We start from the raw sequence: 16,429 nt of genomic DNA, 5'->3' as shown, positions 1-16,429 counted from the left end.
ACCGGGTTGACGGCGTGGCGTGGACCAGACGCACCACAGAAGAGATATACGCCGGGAGCGAAACAGCAACGAACAGATGACGCGGCAGATCGGCCGGCGGAAGGCGCTCGCGGGAGTCGGTACTGCGGTCCTCAGCGCCGGCTGTATCGGCCGAGTACGGAACATCGCCGGACGCGACCGCCCGGGGCAGCTATCCTTGGAGATCAACACCATGCCGGCCGACAACGATCCGAACGGGATCCGGATCGCCCGGCAGCTCGCGGAGAACGCCGAGGCGGTGGGGATCGAGATGCAGATCAACACGATGAGCCTGCGAGACCTGCGCCGACGAGTGCTCCTCAACCACAACTTCGATATCTACGTCGGGCAGTTCCGCGAGGCTGAGCCGTTCGATCCGGACGTACTCTACTCGCTCACTCACTCTCGGTTCGGCGCCGAGACCGGGTGGCAGAACCCGTTCGGGTTCGCCGACTTCGGCGTCGACGAGCTGCTGTCGGAGCAGCGAACCGCCGAAGGCGACCGGCGCCGATCGGTCGTTTCAGAGCTTCAAGAGGCGCTCGTCGACCGTCAGCCCTTCACGGTTGTCGCGTTCCCAGACGCCCTCACCGCGATCCGAGACGAGCGGTTCGAGGGCTGGGGAGCACAACAGCCGCTGTCGATCGAGGGGCTGCTCGGCCTGGAGCACCGGGGAAGCAGTGGGGATGAGACAGGCGACGACGCGGAGACCGACGGCGACACGGAGACCGACGGCGACGGGGACGAAGCCGATACGGCGACGCTGGAACTCGTGACGACGGACCAGCGGGTGACGGAGAACTGGAACCCGATCGCGCCCGAGTACCGTCGGTACGGGACGTTCACCTCGCTGCTGTACGACCAGTTGGTCCGGATGGACGGAGACGAGGCGATCCCGTGGCTCGCGGCTGCATGGGAGCGGAGCGATCCCGAGACGTTCGAGGTCACCCTTCGGGACGCGCAGTGGCACGACGGCGAGCCCGTGAGCGCGGACGACGTGGCGTTCACCTACGAGTTCCTCGGCGACACGTCGATGGGGAACGTCGAGGCGCCCGTGCCCGCACCGAGGTTCCGGGGCCGGACGTCGCTCGTTCAGTCCGTAACTGCCGTCGATGACGCGACAGTCCGATTCGAGATCGGGGACGTTTCCCGTCGAGTCGGACTCCGCGCCCTACAGGTCCCTATCCTTCCGGAACACGTCTGGCGCGAGCGGACGTCGGTCGCGACGATCGCCGGCTTCGAGTTCGACGGCGAGACGACCGAGGCCGTCGTGTCGAACAACGAGAACCCCGTCGGGAGCGGACCGATGCGACTCGTCGAGGCGACCGCCGAGGAGTCGGTGGTCTTCGAGCGGAACGCCGAGCACTTCCTCGTGCGGGCCGGGCAGGATGGCGGGGTCGAAACGGAAGCCGAGACGGGCGGAGAGACGACCAACGCGACGGTCAGCGACGACGGCACCACAAATATGACCACCAGTGACGGGGCCACCAATGGCGGGACCACTAATGACGGCACCACCGAGAGCGGCGACGGCGACGTGACCGGAAGTAGCTCGATCGACGGGATACCCGAGCGGTTCCGTGGCAAGCCGGCGTTCGAGCGGCTCAGAGTGGAGGTCGCACCCTCCGACATCGCCGCGGTCCAAGCCGTCGGAGACGGCCTCGCAGACGCGACCTTCTCGAACCTCGGACCGGATTCGGTGCCGCGGCTGGGGCGAGAGGCCGACGCGCGGCTCGTGAGCACGCGATCGGCCGCGTTCTACCACATCGGGTACAACACGCGGCGTGCGCCGCTCTCGAACCCGCGGTTCCGGGGCGTGCTCGCATCGCTGATTGATAAGCCGCTGCTCGTCGACGAGGCGTTCGAGGGATACGCGCAGCCGGCGGCGTCGCCGCTCGCCGCGTCACCGGAATGGGTCCCAGAGGGGCTCCAGTGGAGCGAAGACGACACTGACCCCGTCCACCCGTTCCTCGGCGAGGACGGCGCGGTGGACGTGGAGGCGGCCCGCGACGAGTTGCGAGAGGCCGGGTACCGATTCGGTGAGAACGGGCGGCTGCTCTCGCGGGACCAATGAATCCGCTGGTGTCGGTCGTCGGGCGGCTCGCCCTGTGGGTCGGATCGATGCTGCTCGTCGCGGGAGTGGCCGTGATCGGCCCGCGGCGGCTGTACGAGCTCTGGGACGGGCTCGTACCGCGACTGTGGCGTATTCGGTACTCGCTCGTGGCGTTGGGAATCGTGTTGCTCGCGAGCGCGGTCGGTCGGGGGTCGTTACAGACGGTGTCCGAGCTGTTCGGGCTCCAGATGACCGGGTTCATCTACGCGCTGGAGGGCAACTTCGTCGCGTGGGTGCAAGCGACGTTCGTCGTTCCCGAGTTGACGATCTACTTCTCGTGGGTGTACGTGTACGGGTACGTATTCCTGCTCTCGTTCCCGTTCCTCGCGTACCTCGCGCTTCCGCGGACGACGATGCTGAACCGACTGGTCATCGCGTACGCGCTCAACTACGCGATCGGGCTCGTGCTGTACACGGTCGTGTTCGCGCACGGCCCGCGGAACCTGATGCCGGACATGGTGACATCGCTGCTGTTCACTCACAATCCCGACTTCATGGCGCTGACGAGCGAGGTGAACGAGGCGGCGAACGTCTTCCCCTCGCTGCACACGTCGTTGTCGGTGACGGTCCTCACGTTCGCCGTGCTGACCCGCAGGGAGTACCCGCTGTGGACGCCGATCGCGGCGTGGCTCTCGACGTCGGTCGTGGTCGCGACGATGTACCTCGGCATCCACTGGCTCACCGACGTGATCGGCGGGATCGCCCTCGCACTCGGCTCGGTGGCGCTCGCGTACCGGATCGTCGATCCTGACGACGACGCCGAGTCGCCGGAGACGGACAGAGAAGTCGCAGCGGCCGGTTCCGGCGGAGAGTAGCCGATTCCGGCGGCCTCCGCGGGGACCGCGGCACGGGATGGGCAGTCGAAACCGGGCGGAACCGGTCGTCAGATGAACGCGAGCGGGACCATCAACACGACGCCGAGCGCCATTCCACCCGCTAGCACCGGCTTCCCGCCGCGGGGGAGGTCGGCGCCGGTGTCGAGCGCCTCGGGGATGAACTCGGAGGCGACGAGGTAGATCATCGCCCCCGCGGCGAAGCCGAAGCCGTACGGGAGGAACTCGCGCGCGTAGCGGACGAAACCGAACGCGATCACCGCGCCGATCGGCTGCGGGAGGCTGGAGAACACCGACCACCACACCATCCGCCACTTCGAGACGCCCATCGCCCGCAGCGGGATGGAAATGGCCGTCCCCTCCGGGACGTTGTGGATCGATATCGCGACCGTCATGAACACCGCGAGCAGGGGAACGGTGAACCCGAAGAGCTGCGTGCCGCCCTCCAGCCCGAGGTCAGCGAACGAGACGCCGACGGCGATCCCCTCGGGAAAGCTGTGGACGGTCAAGACCCCGAGAATCAGGAGGAGCTTCTTGAAGTCGGCCTCCTCGTACTCCCGGGGGTCGACGTCGGCGTCCATCAGCACCTCGTGAGCGAGGACGACGAGCACGACGCCCGCGAGCATCCCGACGCCGATCTGCCAGATCGACCCCTCGGAGAGCCCCTCCTCGACGAGCCCGAACAGCGACGCCGAGACCATGATCCCCGAGGCGAACCCCCAGAGCGCGACGTTCCCGCGGTCGCTGATCGAGTCGAAAAAGAAGAAGGGAAGCGCGCCGATACCGGTCGCCAGCGCGGTGATGAGCCCGGCGATGAAGACGAACGCGAACGCGTCGAGCGCGACCATGGCTGTCTGGGTGAGGCTTCGCCCACCCGGTACATAACTGCCGTGGGAGCGTTACGCGATTCCGCGCGCGACCCCGACGAGCAGCGTGAGGAGAAACAGCGCCGTCAGCAGCAACAGCACGGTGAGTTTCGATCCGAACCGACGTTCAGATCGACCGGTCGCCGTCAGCTGACCGAGGAGAAGCCGACGCCCGCGACAACTGGACCGGAGGCCCATGACTACGGCGCCTCAGCGTGCGGATCAGACGGATCAGACGGATCGGACGGATCTGTCGCATCGGTGCCGTCGTCAGGGGTCTCACCGGAGGGGTCGTCACCCCCCTCCGCCGCGCCCGCGTCGTCCGACGCCGACGAATCCTCCACCGATGAATCACCCGACGACGACGGCGACTCGTTCGCCTCGGTGTCGGACGGCTCGGGGTCGCTGGCGTCGTCGTCGGTCGACGATCCGTCACCAGCAGAGTCGTTGCCGGGCGGAACGGTCTCGTTGGAGGTCGTCTCGTTCGAGGACGTCTCGTTGGAGACCGTCTCGTTGGAGGTCGTCTCGTTCGAGTCGCCATCGGTTTGGTCACCGGTACCGCCGGTGACGGCGACCTGGAACCCTCGCTCCTGCTCAATGGTCGAGAACTCCTCGGCCGTTTCGAAGCTCCCCGACACCTCGGCGGTCGCGGTGAACAGCGCGAGGGTGTATCCGCCGCCGAACGCGACGCTCCCGATCACCATCGCGACCATGACGATCACGGACAGCCGCCGAATCGAGGCCATCAGTCCACCTCCCCGGCGCCGTCGGTAGCCATCGGTGGCTCGTCCGGGGCGGTCACGGCGGGGGAATCGGTCGCGGCGCCCGTGTCGGCCACGGTTCCCGTCTCGGTCGCGGTTCCGGTCCCCGACGAGCGAGAGCGGTCGAAGACGCCGCTCGCGGCGGCCCACATCGCGAGGGCCGCGAGCAGCAGCACCGTCGTCGCTATCGCCACCGTGATCGCGAGCGCGGTTCGGAGCTGCACGGCGACGTAGACGCTGTAGGGCGCGAACGCCGCCAGCACTAGGCCGGCGCCGACGACCGAGTCCACGGAGACCCCGCCGGAGGCGGCGTCGGGGTCGGTCGCCGTCGCGACACCGGCGCCAGCGGCTCCGGCGCCGGCGCCAGCGGCTCCGGCCCCGGTCCCAGCTCCGGCGGCGGCGCTCTCTTCGTCGCCGTCGGGGGCGGCGCTGCCGTCGGTGGCGTTCCCGTCGCGAGCGCGGAAGAGCGTCCAGAGCTCCGAGAGCACCAACAGCCCGAACGGGACCACGACGAGCGCGGCGAAGCCGAGCGGCGAGTCAGTGAACTGGACGACGTATCCGATGTACGGGATCGTTATCGCCACCACGCCGAGAACGTTCTCGCCGGGGACCAGCGACGCGTCGGGACCGCCGTTGGCGTCCCCTTGCGTCTCGAAGGCGACCCCGGCGGGGCCGTCGACGACGTCGATCACGCGGTGTGTCACCGGGACCTCGTTGCCGCTTCGGACGAAGGTGATCACGTCGCCCTCTGCGATCGCGGCCGGATCGCGCTCGTCGACGATGACCACGTCGCCCGGCGCGATGGCCGGCGTCATGCTCGCGGTGAGCACCACGAAGCTGTATTCCGCGCCGACGAGCCCCGGCACCGCGTACACCGCGAACGGTGCGACGAGGGCGATCAGCAGGACGATCCCGAGTACGTTTGCGATTGTTTTGAGTGATACTGGTAGGTTCATCAGAGGTCCTCCGCCGAGTCGTCGGGCGCCGAGTCGCCGCAGATCGGCCCTTTACCGGCGATCTCGCCGCCGGTGAGTCGGTACAGCGCGCCGCCGGCGCCGTCGGACCCGAACTCCTGACCGACGACGAGGTCCTCCGAACAGCTCGTGTGGACCTTGACACCGGCCGGACGCCCGTTTCCGTTGCCGTTCCCGTTCCCATTTCCGCCGCCGTTGCTGTTTCCGTTCCCGTCGTCGAGGTAGAGATTCGTCCCCAACTCGCCGTCGCCGCCGACGGCGGCGCCGTCCGCGGTGAACGTGCCGCCCGACGAGACCGATCCCTCGAAGGCGACGCCGCCGTCCGTTCCGCTCCCCTGCGTGCTCGCGACGATGTGCGCGTCGTTCGGCCCGAGGTACGCGAAGGTCAGCCGCGCGAACCGGTCGCCGTCCTCACAGGCGGCACACTCCGGCGGCTCGTCGGGCTCGTCGCAGGGGGCGATCCCGGCGAAGGGGTTCGACCCGCCCGCGTCGGCTTCGTCGACGTGCCGACACTGCTCGGCGTAGAGCCGGAAGCCGAACGACGTCGACGCGCCCGCCAGCGAGCCGTCGGCGTCGGCCGGAAGTCGCCAATGGAGCACGAGGTCCGCCGGCGCGTCGGGGTCGAGACAGCCGTCGTCGAGCCTGACTCCGTCGACGAGCTCCCGGCGCATGTCGCCGAACGAGCGCCACCCGCCGGAGACGGGTTCCCCGGCGAACGACAGTCGGACTTCGAGCGCCTCGGCGAGGTGATCGTCGGGGCGCGGACAGTCGGTCGCGAGCCAGACGCGCGCCGCGTTGGTCCGGACGCCGAGTTCGAGGGTTTCGTGCCCCGACGCCCCGCGATCGATGTCGGCGACGCCGATCGTTATGGGCCCCTCGACGGGGTCGCCGTCGAGGAGGAGCTCGAGAGTTCCGGTACCGATCTCGTTGCTCGCGAACGTCTCGCGGTCCGAGAGGTACGCGAACGTGCCGGCCCCGCTGGCCATCCCGACCGCGCCGACCCCGCCGAGACCGGCGAGGAGGCGACGGCGACTCACCCCGGACGCGCGCCGGGACCCGGAGCCGTCGAAGGTCATCAGGCCACCTCGGCGTCGGTCGGGTCGGACGCGGTCGAACCGGGTTCGGTCGAGTCGGATCCGGTCGAGTCGGTCGCGAACGGGTTCTCGGTGCGGTCACACGACACCGCGCGGAACGCGACGTCGAAGTCGACCGCGCCGCCCTGTCCGCGGTTTCCCGCCTCGATCGGAAGCGCCCAGACGAACGTGAGACACCGCCGCTCGTCGGGGACGAGACAGCCGTTGTCGAACAGCCCGGGGTCGAGCGCGACGCCCGACGACAGCCCGTCGTCCGTCGTGAGGTCGCCGAGCGTGCCGGAGAAGATCGACTCGCCGAAGTCGGCGAACTCGTCTTCGGCGCCGGCACAGCGGCCGACCCCGAGGACGCCGGTGTCGTACCGGACGTCGAGGGTGATACGGTCGGCGAGCGCGCGGCTCGCCTCCGGGTCCGGACCGGCCAGTTCGGCGTCGATCTGCATCCACACGCGGGCGCCTTCCGGCGTCATCGCTCCCGGATCCTCCAACCGGAGTCCGACGCTCGCGCTGCCGGCGTCGCCCGGGAGGACGTCGTCGAGGTCGATCAGCCGAACGTCCGCCGGCTGGTCCGCGACCGGCTCGGGAGGACCGTCGGCGACGATGTCGCCGTTGTACGTGCTCCGCCAGCCGACGAGCAGCCGCGTCGGCGTGTCCGACTCGGCGTACGTGTAGTTCGTGTACCCGTCCCAGCTGGCCGTCGGGCGGCCGCGCCCCATCCCCATCGTCGCGAAGCCGACGGCTCCGACGCCCGCGAGGGCCTTTCGCCGCGTTAGTTGTGATTCTTCGTTTGTCATTCGTGTCTCTCGTGTTCGGCTTCGGACGGCCGCTCGTCTGTCATCTCTCAACGCCGTCTCCGGGCCTATGTATGCGTCACCTACCCCCGGGACGCCGCGCGCGACGCCGCCGGCAGACTCGTCCTACCGGTACGGCAGGGCGTTCCTGCCGGCGGCATCGCGAGTTACTCCGCCTCCGGATCCGCGAAGGGGTTCTCGGGGTCGGGGTTGTGCCTGCACTGCTCGGTGTAGAAGGACAGGTCGAACGACACGGCGTCGCCCTGCACCTCGTTGCCGACGGTCGCCGGCAGGCACCACTCGAAGCCGATGAACCGGGTGTCCGACGGCTGGAAGCACACCGCTCCCGTTTCTGCTTCCTCTTCCGGCGGTTCCTCCGGTGGAACCGTGTCGTAACAGAAGCTGACGTGGCTGACGCCGTGTCGCTGGTCGCCGCCGGATTTGAACGGCCCGCCGAGGGCCTCGCCGGAGTCCGCCGTGAGGAATCCGCCGTCGCCGTCGGGACGTCGACAGACGTTGGCGCTCGGTCCGGCCTTCACGATGACCGCCGTCACCTCGAAGCCGTCGAGGTCGAAGTCGAACTCGAGGACTTCGTCGTCCTCGTCGTCGTACGCGACCGCCGTGATCGTCACGTCGCCGACGGGCGTCGGGTACGTCACCGGGTCGTCGAGGGCGGTCGGGAGGGCTTCAGATTCGACTTTGATCGCCCGGAACAGCCCGAGGTCCTCACACGAGGGGTTCCCCTGTACGACCTCGCAGTCGTCGTCCGTGAGCGTGATTCCGTCGAGCGCGGCCGAGTCGTCCGGGTCCGGAACGCCGAAATCGGGATCGGGGTCGGACGCGAGGAGGACGCCGTCGTGGAGCGCGTCGAGCACTTCGCGAAGCGATCCGCCGAGTATCGGCGTCTCGCCGTCCTGGAAGACGTTGTCGCCGTCGTCGTACCAGGCGCGAGCCCGGATCCGGTCGGCGAGCTCCGCGCCGCCGCTCTCCGGGTGACCGCCGTCGCCTTCGTCGGTCAGGTCGCCGTGGAGCCAGACGTAGCCGGGATTGTCACAGAGCTTGATGCCGAAGGTGATCTCGCCGCAGTCGCCCGGCTTCACGTCGTCGAGTTCGATGAGGCTCTCGTCGTTCGGGCCGAAGGAGGCCTCGTCGAACGTCGCGATCTCCTCGCAGCTGAACGCGAGGTTCTCGCCGGCCGCGGCGGCCGCCTCGGGGTCGTCGTACGCGGTGCGGTCGACGTACTCGTGACGGCCGTCGTCGCGCTCGAACGACTGGACGCCGTCGCCGTCGTCGTCCGGATACGCGTTCACGAACGGGCGTCCCGCCGAGCCGTAATCCGCCGCGCGCGAGGACTGCGGACCGCCGCGATACAGCTGCTGCCAGGTGACGCTCAGATCGAGCTCACCCGCGGTGATCGCGTTGCCCTCGAACGATTCCCGGTCGCTGAAGTACGCCGTCGTTCCGAGCCCGGCGCCCGCCGAGGCGACCCCGACGGCCCCGAGGCCGGCGAGCATCGCCCGTCGAGAGAGTCGGACGGGAGGTGAATGTGAATCTGTCATGAGTGGTCCCTCGTTGGGAAACGCCCACCGACGGAGTCGAACCGTCGTCGGGGCCCGCACCGCGCGGGCCGGCGACGCACCGGCGTGGGGGAGCCGTGACGGAGAGGCGGCGGGCCGATCGCCCGCCGCTCGCGGTCGATCAGGCGGGAGTCGGCCCCGAGCCGTCGTTGTGGCGCTCCTGCTCGGTGTAGAAGCCGAGGTCGAAGCCGAGCGCGTCGCCCTGAACCTCGTTGCCCACGTCGAAGGGCAGTTCCCACGAGAGCGCGACGCAGTGCATCACGCCGTCGCCGCGGAACGCGTCCCGGGCCGGATCGTCGGCCGGGTCCGCGAGTTCGTCGTACGGCGTCGCGCGGTTACCGTCGAGCGGGATCCCGTTGCCGTCCGCGAGCGCGGAGAGGATCTCGCCGAGGGAGTCGTCCATGATGACCTTCTCCTGGACGGTCTGGGCCGCGAGGTTGCCGAACACGGTCGGGATGTTGAGCGGGTCGTCGACGTCGCTGAAGAACGTCAGATCGCCGCCCGATCCGCCGGCGGGGCCGGCCATCGACTGGAGCACGCCGTCGTTCGCGCTCCCGACGGAGATCGTGTAGACGTCGGTCGCGGGGCTCGGCGAGGCCGCCCTCGCGTCGTCCGCGGCGTCGGTCGGCGACGAGAACTGCGTGCTCCCGGTGCCGTTGAACGACTCGCCGTCCGAGAGGACGATGTTGCGCTTTTCCGCGCCCGAGCGGCCGTTCGCGTCGAGTTCGCCCTGCGCGTCGTCGACGCCCTCGCCGATGTAGGTGCCCGTCGCGATGCTGTTCGCGTTCGAGAACGGGTCGGGGTCGCCGTCGCCGTCGAACGGAGTCGAGCCCGCGCCGCCGCTCACGACGTTCGCGAGCTTCTGTCGGAGGTCGGACAGCGCGCCGTCGACGACCGAGAGGTCGCTGGTCAGCGGCTGGAGGATGCCGGTCCGGGGCTCGGTGTCGTCGCTGCCCTCGCCGTCGAAGTACGCGACGCCGACCTGCACGTCCGAGTTCTGCGACTGCAGGTAGTCGACGAACTGGCGGGTGCCGAGCTCGACGAGGTCGATCTTCGTCGTCTCGTTGTGCGTGGTCCCGTTGATCTGGATCTCGTCGCTGCTGACGACGCCGCCGTACTGGTTGTACAGCATGGAGCCGGAGAAGTCCAGCGTCAGCATGATGTCGACCGGTTCCGCGGGGTCGTACACGTTGTCGCAGTCCTCGTCGTACCAGAGCCGGGCCTGGATAGCGTCGCCGAGGTCCCCGAGGTTGTCGGGGTCGACGAGCAGTTCGGGCTCGGTGGCGGCGCCGCCATCGTCGGTGACGTTACGCGCCTGCATCCAGATGTAGCCCGGGTTGTCACAGAGGTGAAGCGAGAACGTGATCTCGCCGGAGTCGCCGGGCTTCACGTCGGTGAGTTGGACCAGCGTCTCCATCTCCTCGCCCGTCACGGGGTCGGTGCCGAAGTCGGCCTCCGAGAGCGGCGGGATGTTCTCGCAGGTCAACACCGGGAGGTTCGCGCCGTTGCTGTCCTCGTCGTCCTCGTCCGGGAAGTCGCTGTAGCTGAACCCCTCGCCGTCGATCTCGACGGACTGCTCCCCGTCGCCGTCGTGGTCGGGGTGCGCGCTGACGAACTGGTGGCCGTCGCCGAAGTCGTACGTCTGCTGCCAGTCGACGAGCAGGTCGAGGTTGCCGGCGGTGAGCGTGTTGTCGGTGAAGCGCTCCTCGTCGGAGAAGTACGCCGTGGTGCCGAGGCCCGCGCCCGCGGAGGCCACGCCGATGGCTCCGAGGCCGGCGAGCACTTTTCGCCGCGAGAGGCCGCTGATTCTGTTGGATTGGTTGGTCATTGTTGGAGTATGATTGGTATTGGTATGTGGTCGAAGACGTGCGCCGTCGAGGGATTACGCGCTCGAGTTCCCGAACGGCGTGTCGTTGTGCCGGCTCTGCTCGGCCTCGATCGCGATGTCGAAGGCGAGCGAGTCGCTCTGTACCTCGTTACCGGCGTCGAACGGGAGTTCCCACTCGAAGCCGATACACTGGGTCGTCGCGCCGGGGTACGGCTGGAGACCCTCCTCCTGACGGTTGCCGTCGAGGATCATGCCCTCCGAGAGCTCCGCGAAGACTTCCGCCATCGTCCCCGAGATGATCTTCTGTTCGCCGTCGAGGACGATCTGCGCGATCTCGGCGTAGACGGTGTCGAGGTCCTCCGGGTCCGGAGCGACGAACGCGTCGTCGGGCGAGGTCGCGAGGCTCTGGAGGAGGCTCGTGTTCGCGCTGCCGAGGGCGACGGTGAAGAGGCGGATCCCGGCGTTCTTCGCGGTGGTCGCCGCGGTCATGGCCGCCGAGCTGCTGGAGTTCCCGTCGCTCAGCAGGATCATCACCTTGGACGCGCCGGGGGTGGCGTTGGCGCCGTTGAGGAGCTCGTCGCGACCCTCGTCGATCCCGGCCGCGATCGAGGTCCCGCCGCCGGCGGTGTAGGCGTCGATGGCGTCTTTGACGGCCTGGTAGTCGGTCGTGAGCTCTTGGTCGGTCGTCGCGCTGGAGTTGAACGAGATCGCGGCCGCCTCGTCCGGCGACGACAGGTTGTCGACGAACGTCGTGGCCGCGGTCTTCAGCGAGGAGAGCGCCGAACCGCCCATCGAGCCGGAGACATCGCTGACGAGCGCGACTTCGAGCTCGTTCCCCTGGCCCGTGCCGGTGGGCTCGTAGACGTTGTCGCAGTCCTCGTCGTACCAGACGCACACCTCGATGGCGTCGGCGAGTTCGCCGAGCCCGTCGGTGTCTTCGCCCTCCGCCTCCAGTTCGGGCTCCGTCTGGCCGTTCTCGGCGTTGTCCGTGATCTCGCCGGAGAGCCGGAGGTACGCCGGGTTGTCACAGATGTGGATGCTGATCGTCACCTCGCCGGAGTCGCCGGGTTTCACGTCTTCGAGGGTGAACACCGGGATCCCGTCGCCGTTGACGAGGTATTGGTCGGCCTCGGGCGAGCAGAAGTCGAACTGCTCGCTCTGCACGAGGTCCTCCCACGCCTGCATGTCGGCCGGGCTGGGCGCCTGATCGAGCAGGTACCGCCCGTCGCCGAGGTCCTCGGCGTCCGGGTAGCCCATCGACTGCACGTGGTCGAGGCGGCCGGGGCCGCCGAGGTACGTCGATTTGTAGTCGAGCTTGAGGTCGAGCGTCCCGGCTTCGAGCCGGTTGTCGGTGAAGCCCTCCTCGTCGCTGAAGTACGCCGTGGTGCCGAGCCCAGCGCCCGCCGAGGCGGCCCCAACGGCCCCGAGGCCGGCGAGGACTTTGCGCCGCGAAAGCCCGGTCAGTGTGTCGTCTTGTGTCATGTTGGTGAGTGTATTGTGGTTATGTCACCCGGAAAGACCGGGGGACGGCGCGGAGTGCGCGATTATTCGACGCTGATGTCGAAGGCGACACCCTCCTCGGAGCCGCTGTAGTCGCCCTGCACGTCGACGGTGACGTCGCCGGTGATGGTGAACGCGTTCGCGACGTCGGCCGCGTCGGTGTCGAACACGAGGTAGGTGACATCGCGGTCGGGACCGTCGTTGGACGCCGAAATCGCGTCGGGGCCGCTGAGGGCGGTCGGCACGCCGTCCAGGTCGAGCGCGAGGTTCGCGACCGAGACCGTCGCCTCGTCGGCCTTCGTCGTGATCGCGAGTTTGCCGCTCGGAGCGGGGATCGAACTGCCGACGGTCACGCCGTCGAGCGTGAACGAGGCGTTCCCGCTGCCGTCGTACGCGTAGCTGAACGGGACCGTGTCACCGGGCGTCCAGACGTAGTTGGCCGTGTCGGCGCTCCCGACGTCGGGGCCGACCGCGACCTCCCACGAGCCCGAGGGGCCGTTGTTGCCGAAGCGGCCGCGGGCGAAGGAAGTCTCCTGTTGGGTGTCGAACTCCTGCTGCTTGGCGAAGCCCTCGCCGGTCCGGGTCGTGACGCTGGGTTCACACGGGTTGGCCGAGCCGTCGTTGTGGCGCGACTGGACCGCGTGGAACTCGAGGTCCATCGTCAGCGAGTCGGACTGGATCTCGTTGCCGACCGAGGTGGGGATCTCCCAGAACAGGCACACGCAGGGGCCGGTGATGAAGGCGTCTCCCTCTTCGGGTTCGACGACGGTGTCGTAGGCGCCCTGGTCACCGGGCATGAGTCCGGGGGTGCCGTCGCCGTCGAGCGCCGCGCCGCCGGAGAGCGCCGCGAACACGTCGACGAGCGAGCCGGAGACGATCTCGTCGCCCTCGACGATCTCCTCGCCGTCGCGCTCGCAGTAGACGAGCCGCGCGTCGATGCTGTCGCCGAGCTCGCCGAGGTCGGGCGTGTCGTCGACCAGGCCTTCGGGCTCGGTGATTCCGTTCTCCGCCTGGGTCAGATCACCGCACGCCCACACGTACGAGGGGTTGTCGACGATCCGGAAGCAGAACTCCACGTGGCCGGAGTCGCCGGGCTTGACGTCTTCTAAGTCGTAGAACATCCCGGCGGGCTCGCCGTCCTGCGTGCCGGCCGCGCTCTCGGCCATGTTCTCGACCGCGCCGTCGCTGTCGTAGGAGGCCTCGTAGTCGACGAACAGGTCGAGCTCGCCCGCAGTGATGGTGTTGTTCTGGAACGATTCCTCGTCGCTGAAGTACGCCGTCGTTCCGAGTCCCGCGCCCGCGGAGGCCACGCCGACCGCTCCGAGGCCGACAAGCATCTTGCGCCGCGAGAGTCCGATGTTGTTGGTGTCCGAGTTCATGATTGGTTTGGTGCCCGACCACGCTGCCATCCGGAAGCGGAATCGGTTGCTTCCCTCTGGGGGGGATACGGACCTAGTTACGAGCAGCCACGTCACCGTCGAACGCCGGCTTCGATCCGATGGAACGAGGCGTTCGATCGGCGGTTCGACCGCCCTACTCGGGGGAAAAACGGCGGCAGGAACACCGTACTACCGGCGAAAGATGCGGTACGATATCCGTGCGGTCACGAGCGCGGCGAGAGCGCGAAACGACGGCGAGAGATCGATCGGACCAGCGCTCGGTCTCTCGGTTTTCGGCGGGCATCACCTGTGTCGTACCCGACGCAGGCCCGACCGGAATGCGGGTAGCAGACGCATACATATGCCCGCAACGGGAGAGAGAGTGGCAACGACCGACGGTCCGCCTCAGCGGAGCGTCGGAGGGCTACCCATGAAACTCCGATCCGACGTCCTCCCGGCCGAACAGGTGTACACGATCCTCGCGAACGAGCGCCGCCGGCAGGCCCTCGAACAGCTCGGAAGCGTCGGCGGCGTCGTCACCGTCCACGAGCTTTCCGCGCTCGTCGCGGGCCACGAGACGGGCGAGAGCCCGCCGCCGAAGCGGTCCCGCGAGAGCGTGTACACCTCGCTCGTCCAGACGCACCTCCCGAAGCTGGAGGACCTCGGCGTGATCGAGTACGACCGCGAGACGCAGACGATCGAGCTGTCGCGGCACGCGCGGGACGTATCCTTATATACCGAGATCGTCGCGAGGGGCGGCGTCACGTGGTCGGAGCTGTACCGCGCGCTCGGCGTCGTCTCACTGACCGTGGTGTTGGCGGCCCTCCTCGGCGCGCCCCTCGTGTCGGCGGTCGACCCGATCCTGTGGACGAGTCTGTTCCTCGCGGGATTCGCCGCCACGGGCGCGTACCAGCTGTGGGTCAACCGCTTTTCGGTGGTCCGGCAGCTGCGCTCCCTGCGGTGAGTCGCAACGACAGGTTTCACGAAGGCGGCGACGGCTACCCGCTCGCGAGGTAGCCCGACTTCCGGACGAGATGAACAGTTGAACCGACGACCGCAGCAGCGATGAAACACCCAACGCCGTAGATAATCGCAATCGAAAAGAACGGGCCCAGACCCCGGACCAACGGCTCCGGATTTCCCGAGTCGATCGCGGTGCGTATCGCGCTCCCGAATCCGAAAACCGTGGCGAACACGAGGGCGGTGAGTACACCGGCTTTTGCGCTGTCAAGTATCGACGCCGCGAGATCCGCGCTGCTCCCTCCAACGGCCCCGCCCGCTACTGCGCCGCCGAGCGCCCACCCGTCCGGGCCGATGAGAACGCCCGCACCGATCCCCACCGCCGAGCCGACCGCTGCACCCGCGATGACGGCCGTGTCGAAGTTGAGCATGTGGTGATATATATGGGTAGTTGACAAAACTGTATATGTATTATTCAGTTCAGTCTCTGGAAGAAAGAAAAGCGCGTATCAGACGTGCGCGACCGTCGATGTCCACTTATAAATTCAGTTTATAAACGTCCGCGCAGCGCGGTCCGGAACAGCAAGGGGCGACGACCGCGACCGCGGCCGCGACCGCGACTGCGACCGCGACGACGGCGCCGAAGCGCGTTACGTGGCGGCCGGGTGGACGCGAAAACCGGCGACCGAGGACGGCTATTTATAAAGGGTCGTCAGGCCGAGTCGGTCGCGAGCGACGGCGGTAGGTCCATCTCGAACAGCCGCGCATCGCACGCGGCACACCGCCCAGCGATCACGTCGTAAGTCGTACAGCAGGATTCGACGACGCGCGATTCGAGCCCCACCGGCCCCTCACAGGCGGGACAGTCCTCGACGAACAGCCGGACTGCACCGAGCACGCCGCTGCGCGCCGCGAGCGGGAGGTCGGTCCAGTCGTCGAGCCCGTCGGCCAGCGCGCGGTCCGCTGCGACGTCAGCGAGGAACGCCGCCCGGGACTCCCAGTGACCGAGTCGCTCGCCGTCGGCGCGGGCGACGGCGGCGCCCTCGTACCAGCGGATGGAGAGGGACGCGGCGTCGACGCCGGTGAGCGCGGCGAGCGCGGCGATGTCGCCGTCCTCGGAAGCCGCGTCGCCGGTGAAGGCGACCTCGTCGTCGACGCCGGTTCCGTCACGGAGCGACGCGAGGTGCGACCGCCACGCGGACTCGAACCACGGCGCGAACGCGAGGTCCGTCCCGTCGGGCGTCTCGACGAGCACGTCCGCCGACAGCAGGTACGACTCCGCGTCGACGTCGGCGGGCGGCGCGGGCTCGCGACCCTTCCCGAACAGCCGCAGCACGCGCTCGGGGAGGTAGCGCTTCGTGAGTTCGGGCGTGCCGGGAACGAGGTACCCGCGCAGCCAGATCGCCGCGAGAGAGACCGAGAGACCGAGCGCGGCCAGTTCGATCGCGCCGACCGCGGCGAGCGCGGCGGCACCGGCGATCGCGATCGCGACGTTGACCGCGGTACAGGGAAGACAGCGGTTCACACCGGTGTACTCGGGGCGACGAAGTCGGCCGAGCCGACCGAGACGGGTGTCGTGTGACGTCGTCATACCCCACAGGAGGGGCCGATCGGTCGTATGTATGGACGCCATACCGTCTCCGCCGGGGCCGATCCCGGCACGAGCGGCTCCGGCGATCCGGTAGCGAATCATCACCAGACACGGAAGCGAGGGTCCCGCGAAGCAGCCCGGTGGGACGGT

The 16,429-nt window shown here is 68.5% G+C and carries 14 protein-coding genes; 3 read left to right on the top strand and 11 right to left on the bottom strand.

Annotated elements, in window-relative coordinates; all coding sequences use genetic code 11:
* Window positions 1–76 precede the first annotated feature (76 nt).
* Window positions 77–2,089 carry an ABC transporter substrate-binding protein gene (locus C461_RS13595; protein WP_008002168.1) on the top strand — a complete coding sequence of 671 codons (2,013 nt, stop codon included), beginning with the start codon at window positions 77–79 and terminating at the stop codon, window positions 2,087–2,089.
* A complete protein-coding gene (locus tag C461_RS13590) occupies window positions 2,086–2,943 on the top strand; it encodes a phosphatase PAP2 family protein (RefSeq protein ID WP_008002166.1) in 858 nt (285 codons plus the stop codon). The genes C461_RS13595 and C461_RS13590 overlap by 4 nt, the downstream gene beginning before the upstream one ends.
* A 68-nt stretch (window positions 2,944–3,011) precedes the next feature.
* On the opposite strand, the gene C461_RS13585 is transcribed toward C461_RS13590, so the two are convergent.
* The 9 genes from C461_RS13585 to C461_RS13545 form a co-directional block, all read right to left on the bottom strand.
* Window positions 3,012–3,809, bottom strand: coding sequence for a ZIP family metal transporter (locus C461_RS13585; RefSeq protein WP_008002164.1), 798 nt, complete (start codon window positions 3,807–3,809; stop codon window positions 3,012–3,014).
* Between the two features lie 218 nt (window positions 3,810–4,027).
* Window positions 4,028–4,573, bottom strand: coding sequence for a hypothetical protein (locus C461_RS13580; RefSeq protein WP_008002162.1), 546 nt, complete (start codon window positions 4,571–4,573; stop codon window positions 4,028–4,030).
* Window positions 4,573–5,544, bottom strand: a complete 972-nt coding sequence (locus C461_RS13575) for a signal peptidase I (RefSeq protein WP_008002159.1) — start codon at window positions 5,542–5,544, stop codon at window positions 4,573–4,575. Before C461_RS13575 ends, C461_RS13580 begins: the two co-directional genes overlap by 1 nt.
* Window positions 5,544–6,638 carry a DUF7467 domain-containing protein gene (locus C461_RS13570; protein WP_008002157.1) on the bottom strand — a complete coding sequence of 365 codons (1,095 nt, stop codon included), beginning with the start codon at window positions 6,636–6,638 and terminating at the stop codon, window positions 5,544–5,546. Before C461_RS13570 ends, C461_RS13575 begins: the two co-directional genes overlap by 1 nt.
* Window positions 6,638–7,447 (bottom strand): hypothetical protein, encoded by an 810-nt coding sequence (locus C461_RS13565; protein WP_008002155.1) that lies wholly within the window; start codon window positions 7,445–7,447, stop codon window positions 6,638–6,640. Before C461_RS13565 ends, C461_RS13570 begins: the two co-directional genes overlap by 1 nt.
* A 164-nt stretch (window positions 7,448–7,611) precedes the next feature.
* Window positions 7,612–9,003, bottom strand: coding sequence for a SipW-dependent-type signal peptide-containing protein (locus C461_RS16120; RefSeq protein ID WP_152418405.1), 1,392 nt, complete (start codon window positions 9,001–9,003; stop codon window positions 7,612–7,614).
* A 139-nt stretch (window positions 9,004–9,142) separates the two neighbouring features.
* A complete protein-coding gene (locus tag C461_RS13555; protein ID WP_049906683.1) occupies window positions 9,143–10,849 on the bottom strand; it encodes a vWA domain-containing protein in 1,707 nt (568 codons plus the stop codon).
* Window positions 10,850–10,903: 54 nt separating this feature from the next.
* Window positions 10,904–12,331, bottom strand: coding sequence for a vWA domain-containing protein (locus C461_RS13550; protein ID WP_008002149.1), 1,428 nt, complete (start codon window positions 12,329–12,331; stop codon window positions 10,904–10,906).
* A 62-nt stretch (window positions 12,332–12,393) separates the two neighbouring features.
* Window positions 12,394–13,728 (bottom strand): choice-of-anchor W domain-containing protein, encoded by a 1,335-nt coding sequence (locus C461_RS13545; protein ID WP_008002147.1) that lies wholly within the window; start codon window positions 13,726–13,728, stop codon window positions 12,394–12,396.
* 430 nt (window positions 13,729–14,158) lie between these two features.
* On the opposite strand from C461_RS13545, the gene C461_RS13540 reads away from it, so the two are divergent.
* Window positions 14,159–14,692 (top strand): DUF7344 domain-containing protein, encoded by a 534-nt coding sequence (locus tag C461_RS13540; RefSeq protein WP_008002145.1) that lies wholly within the window; start codon window positions 14,159–14,161, stop codon window positions 14,690–14,692.
* Between the two features lie 34 nt (window positions 14,693–14,726).
* On the opposite strand, the gene C461_RS13535 is transcribed toward C461_RS13540, so the two are convergent.
* On the bottom strand, window positions 14,727–15,119 hold the full coding sequence (locus tag C461_RS13535) for a hypothetical protein (protein ID WP_008002142.1): 393 nt from the start codon (window positions 15,117–15,119) through the stop codon (window positions 14,727–14,729).
* A gap of 281 nt (window positions 15,120–15,400) precedes the next feature.
* Complete coding sequence (locus C461_RS13530) at window positions 15,401–16,279, bottom strand: hypothetical protein (protein WP_008002140.1); 879 nt, start codon at window positions 16,277–16,279, stop codon at window positions 15,401–15,403.
* Window positions 16,280–16,429 lie beyond the last annotated feature (150 nt).

The sequence above is a fragment of the Halorubrum aidingense JCM 13560 genome (assembly GCF_000336995.1).
GTDB classification, from domain to species: domain Archaea; phylum Halobacteriota; class Halobacteria; order Halobacteriales; family Haloferacaceae; genus Halorubrum; species Halorubrum aidingense.
The sequence above is the reverse complement of the archived record's forward strand: the minus strand, read 5'-3'. Positions and strand labels throughout refer to the sequence as shown.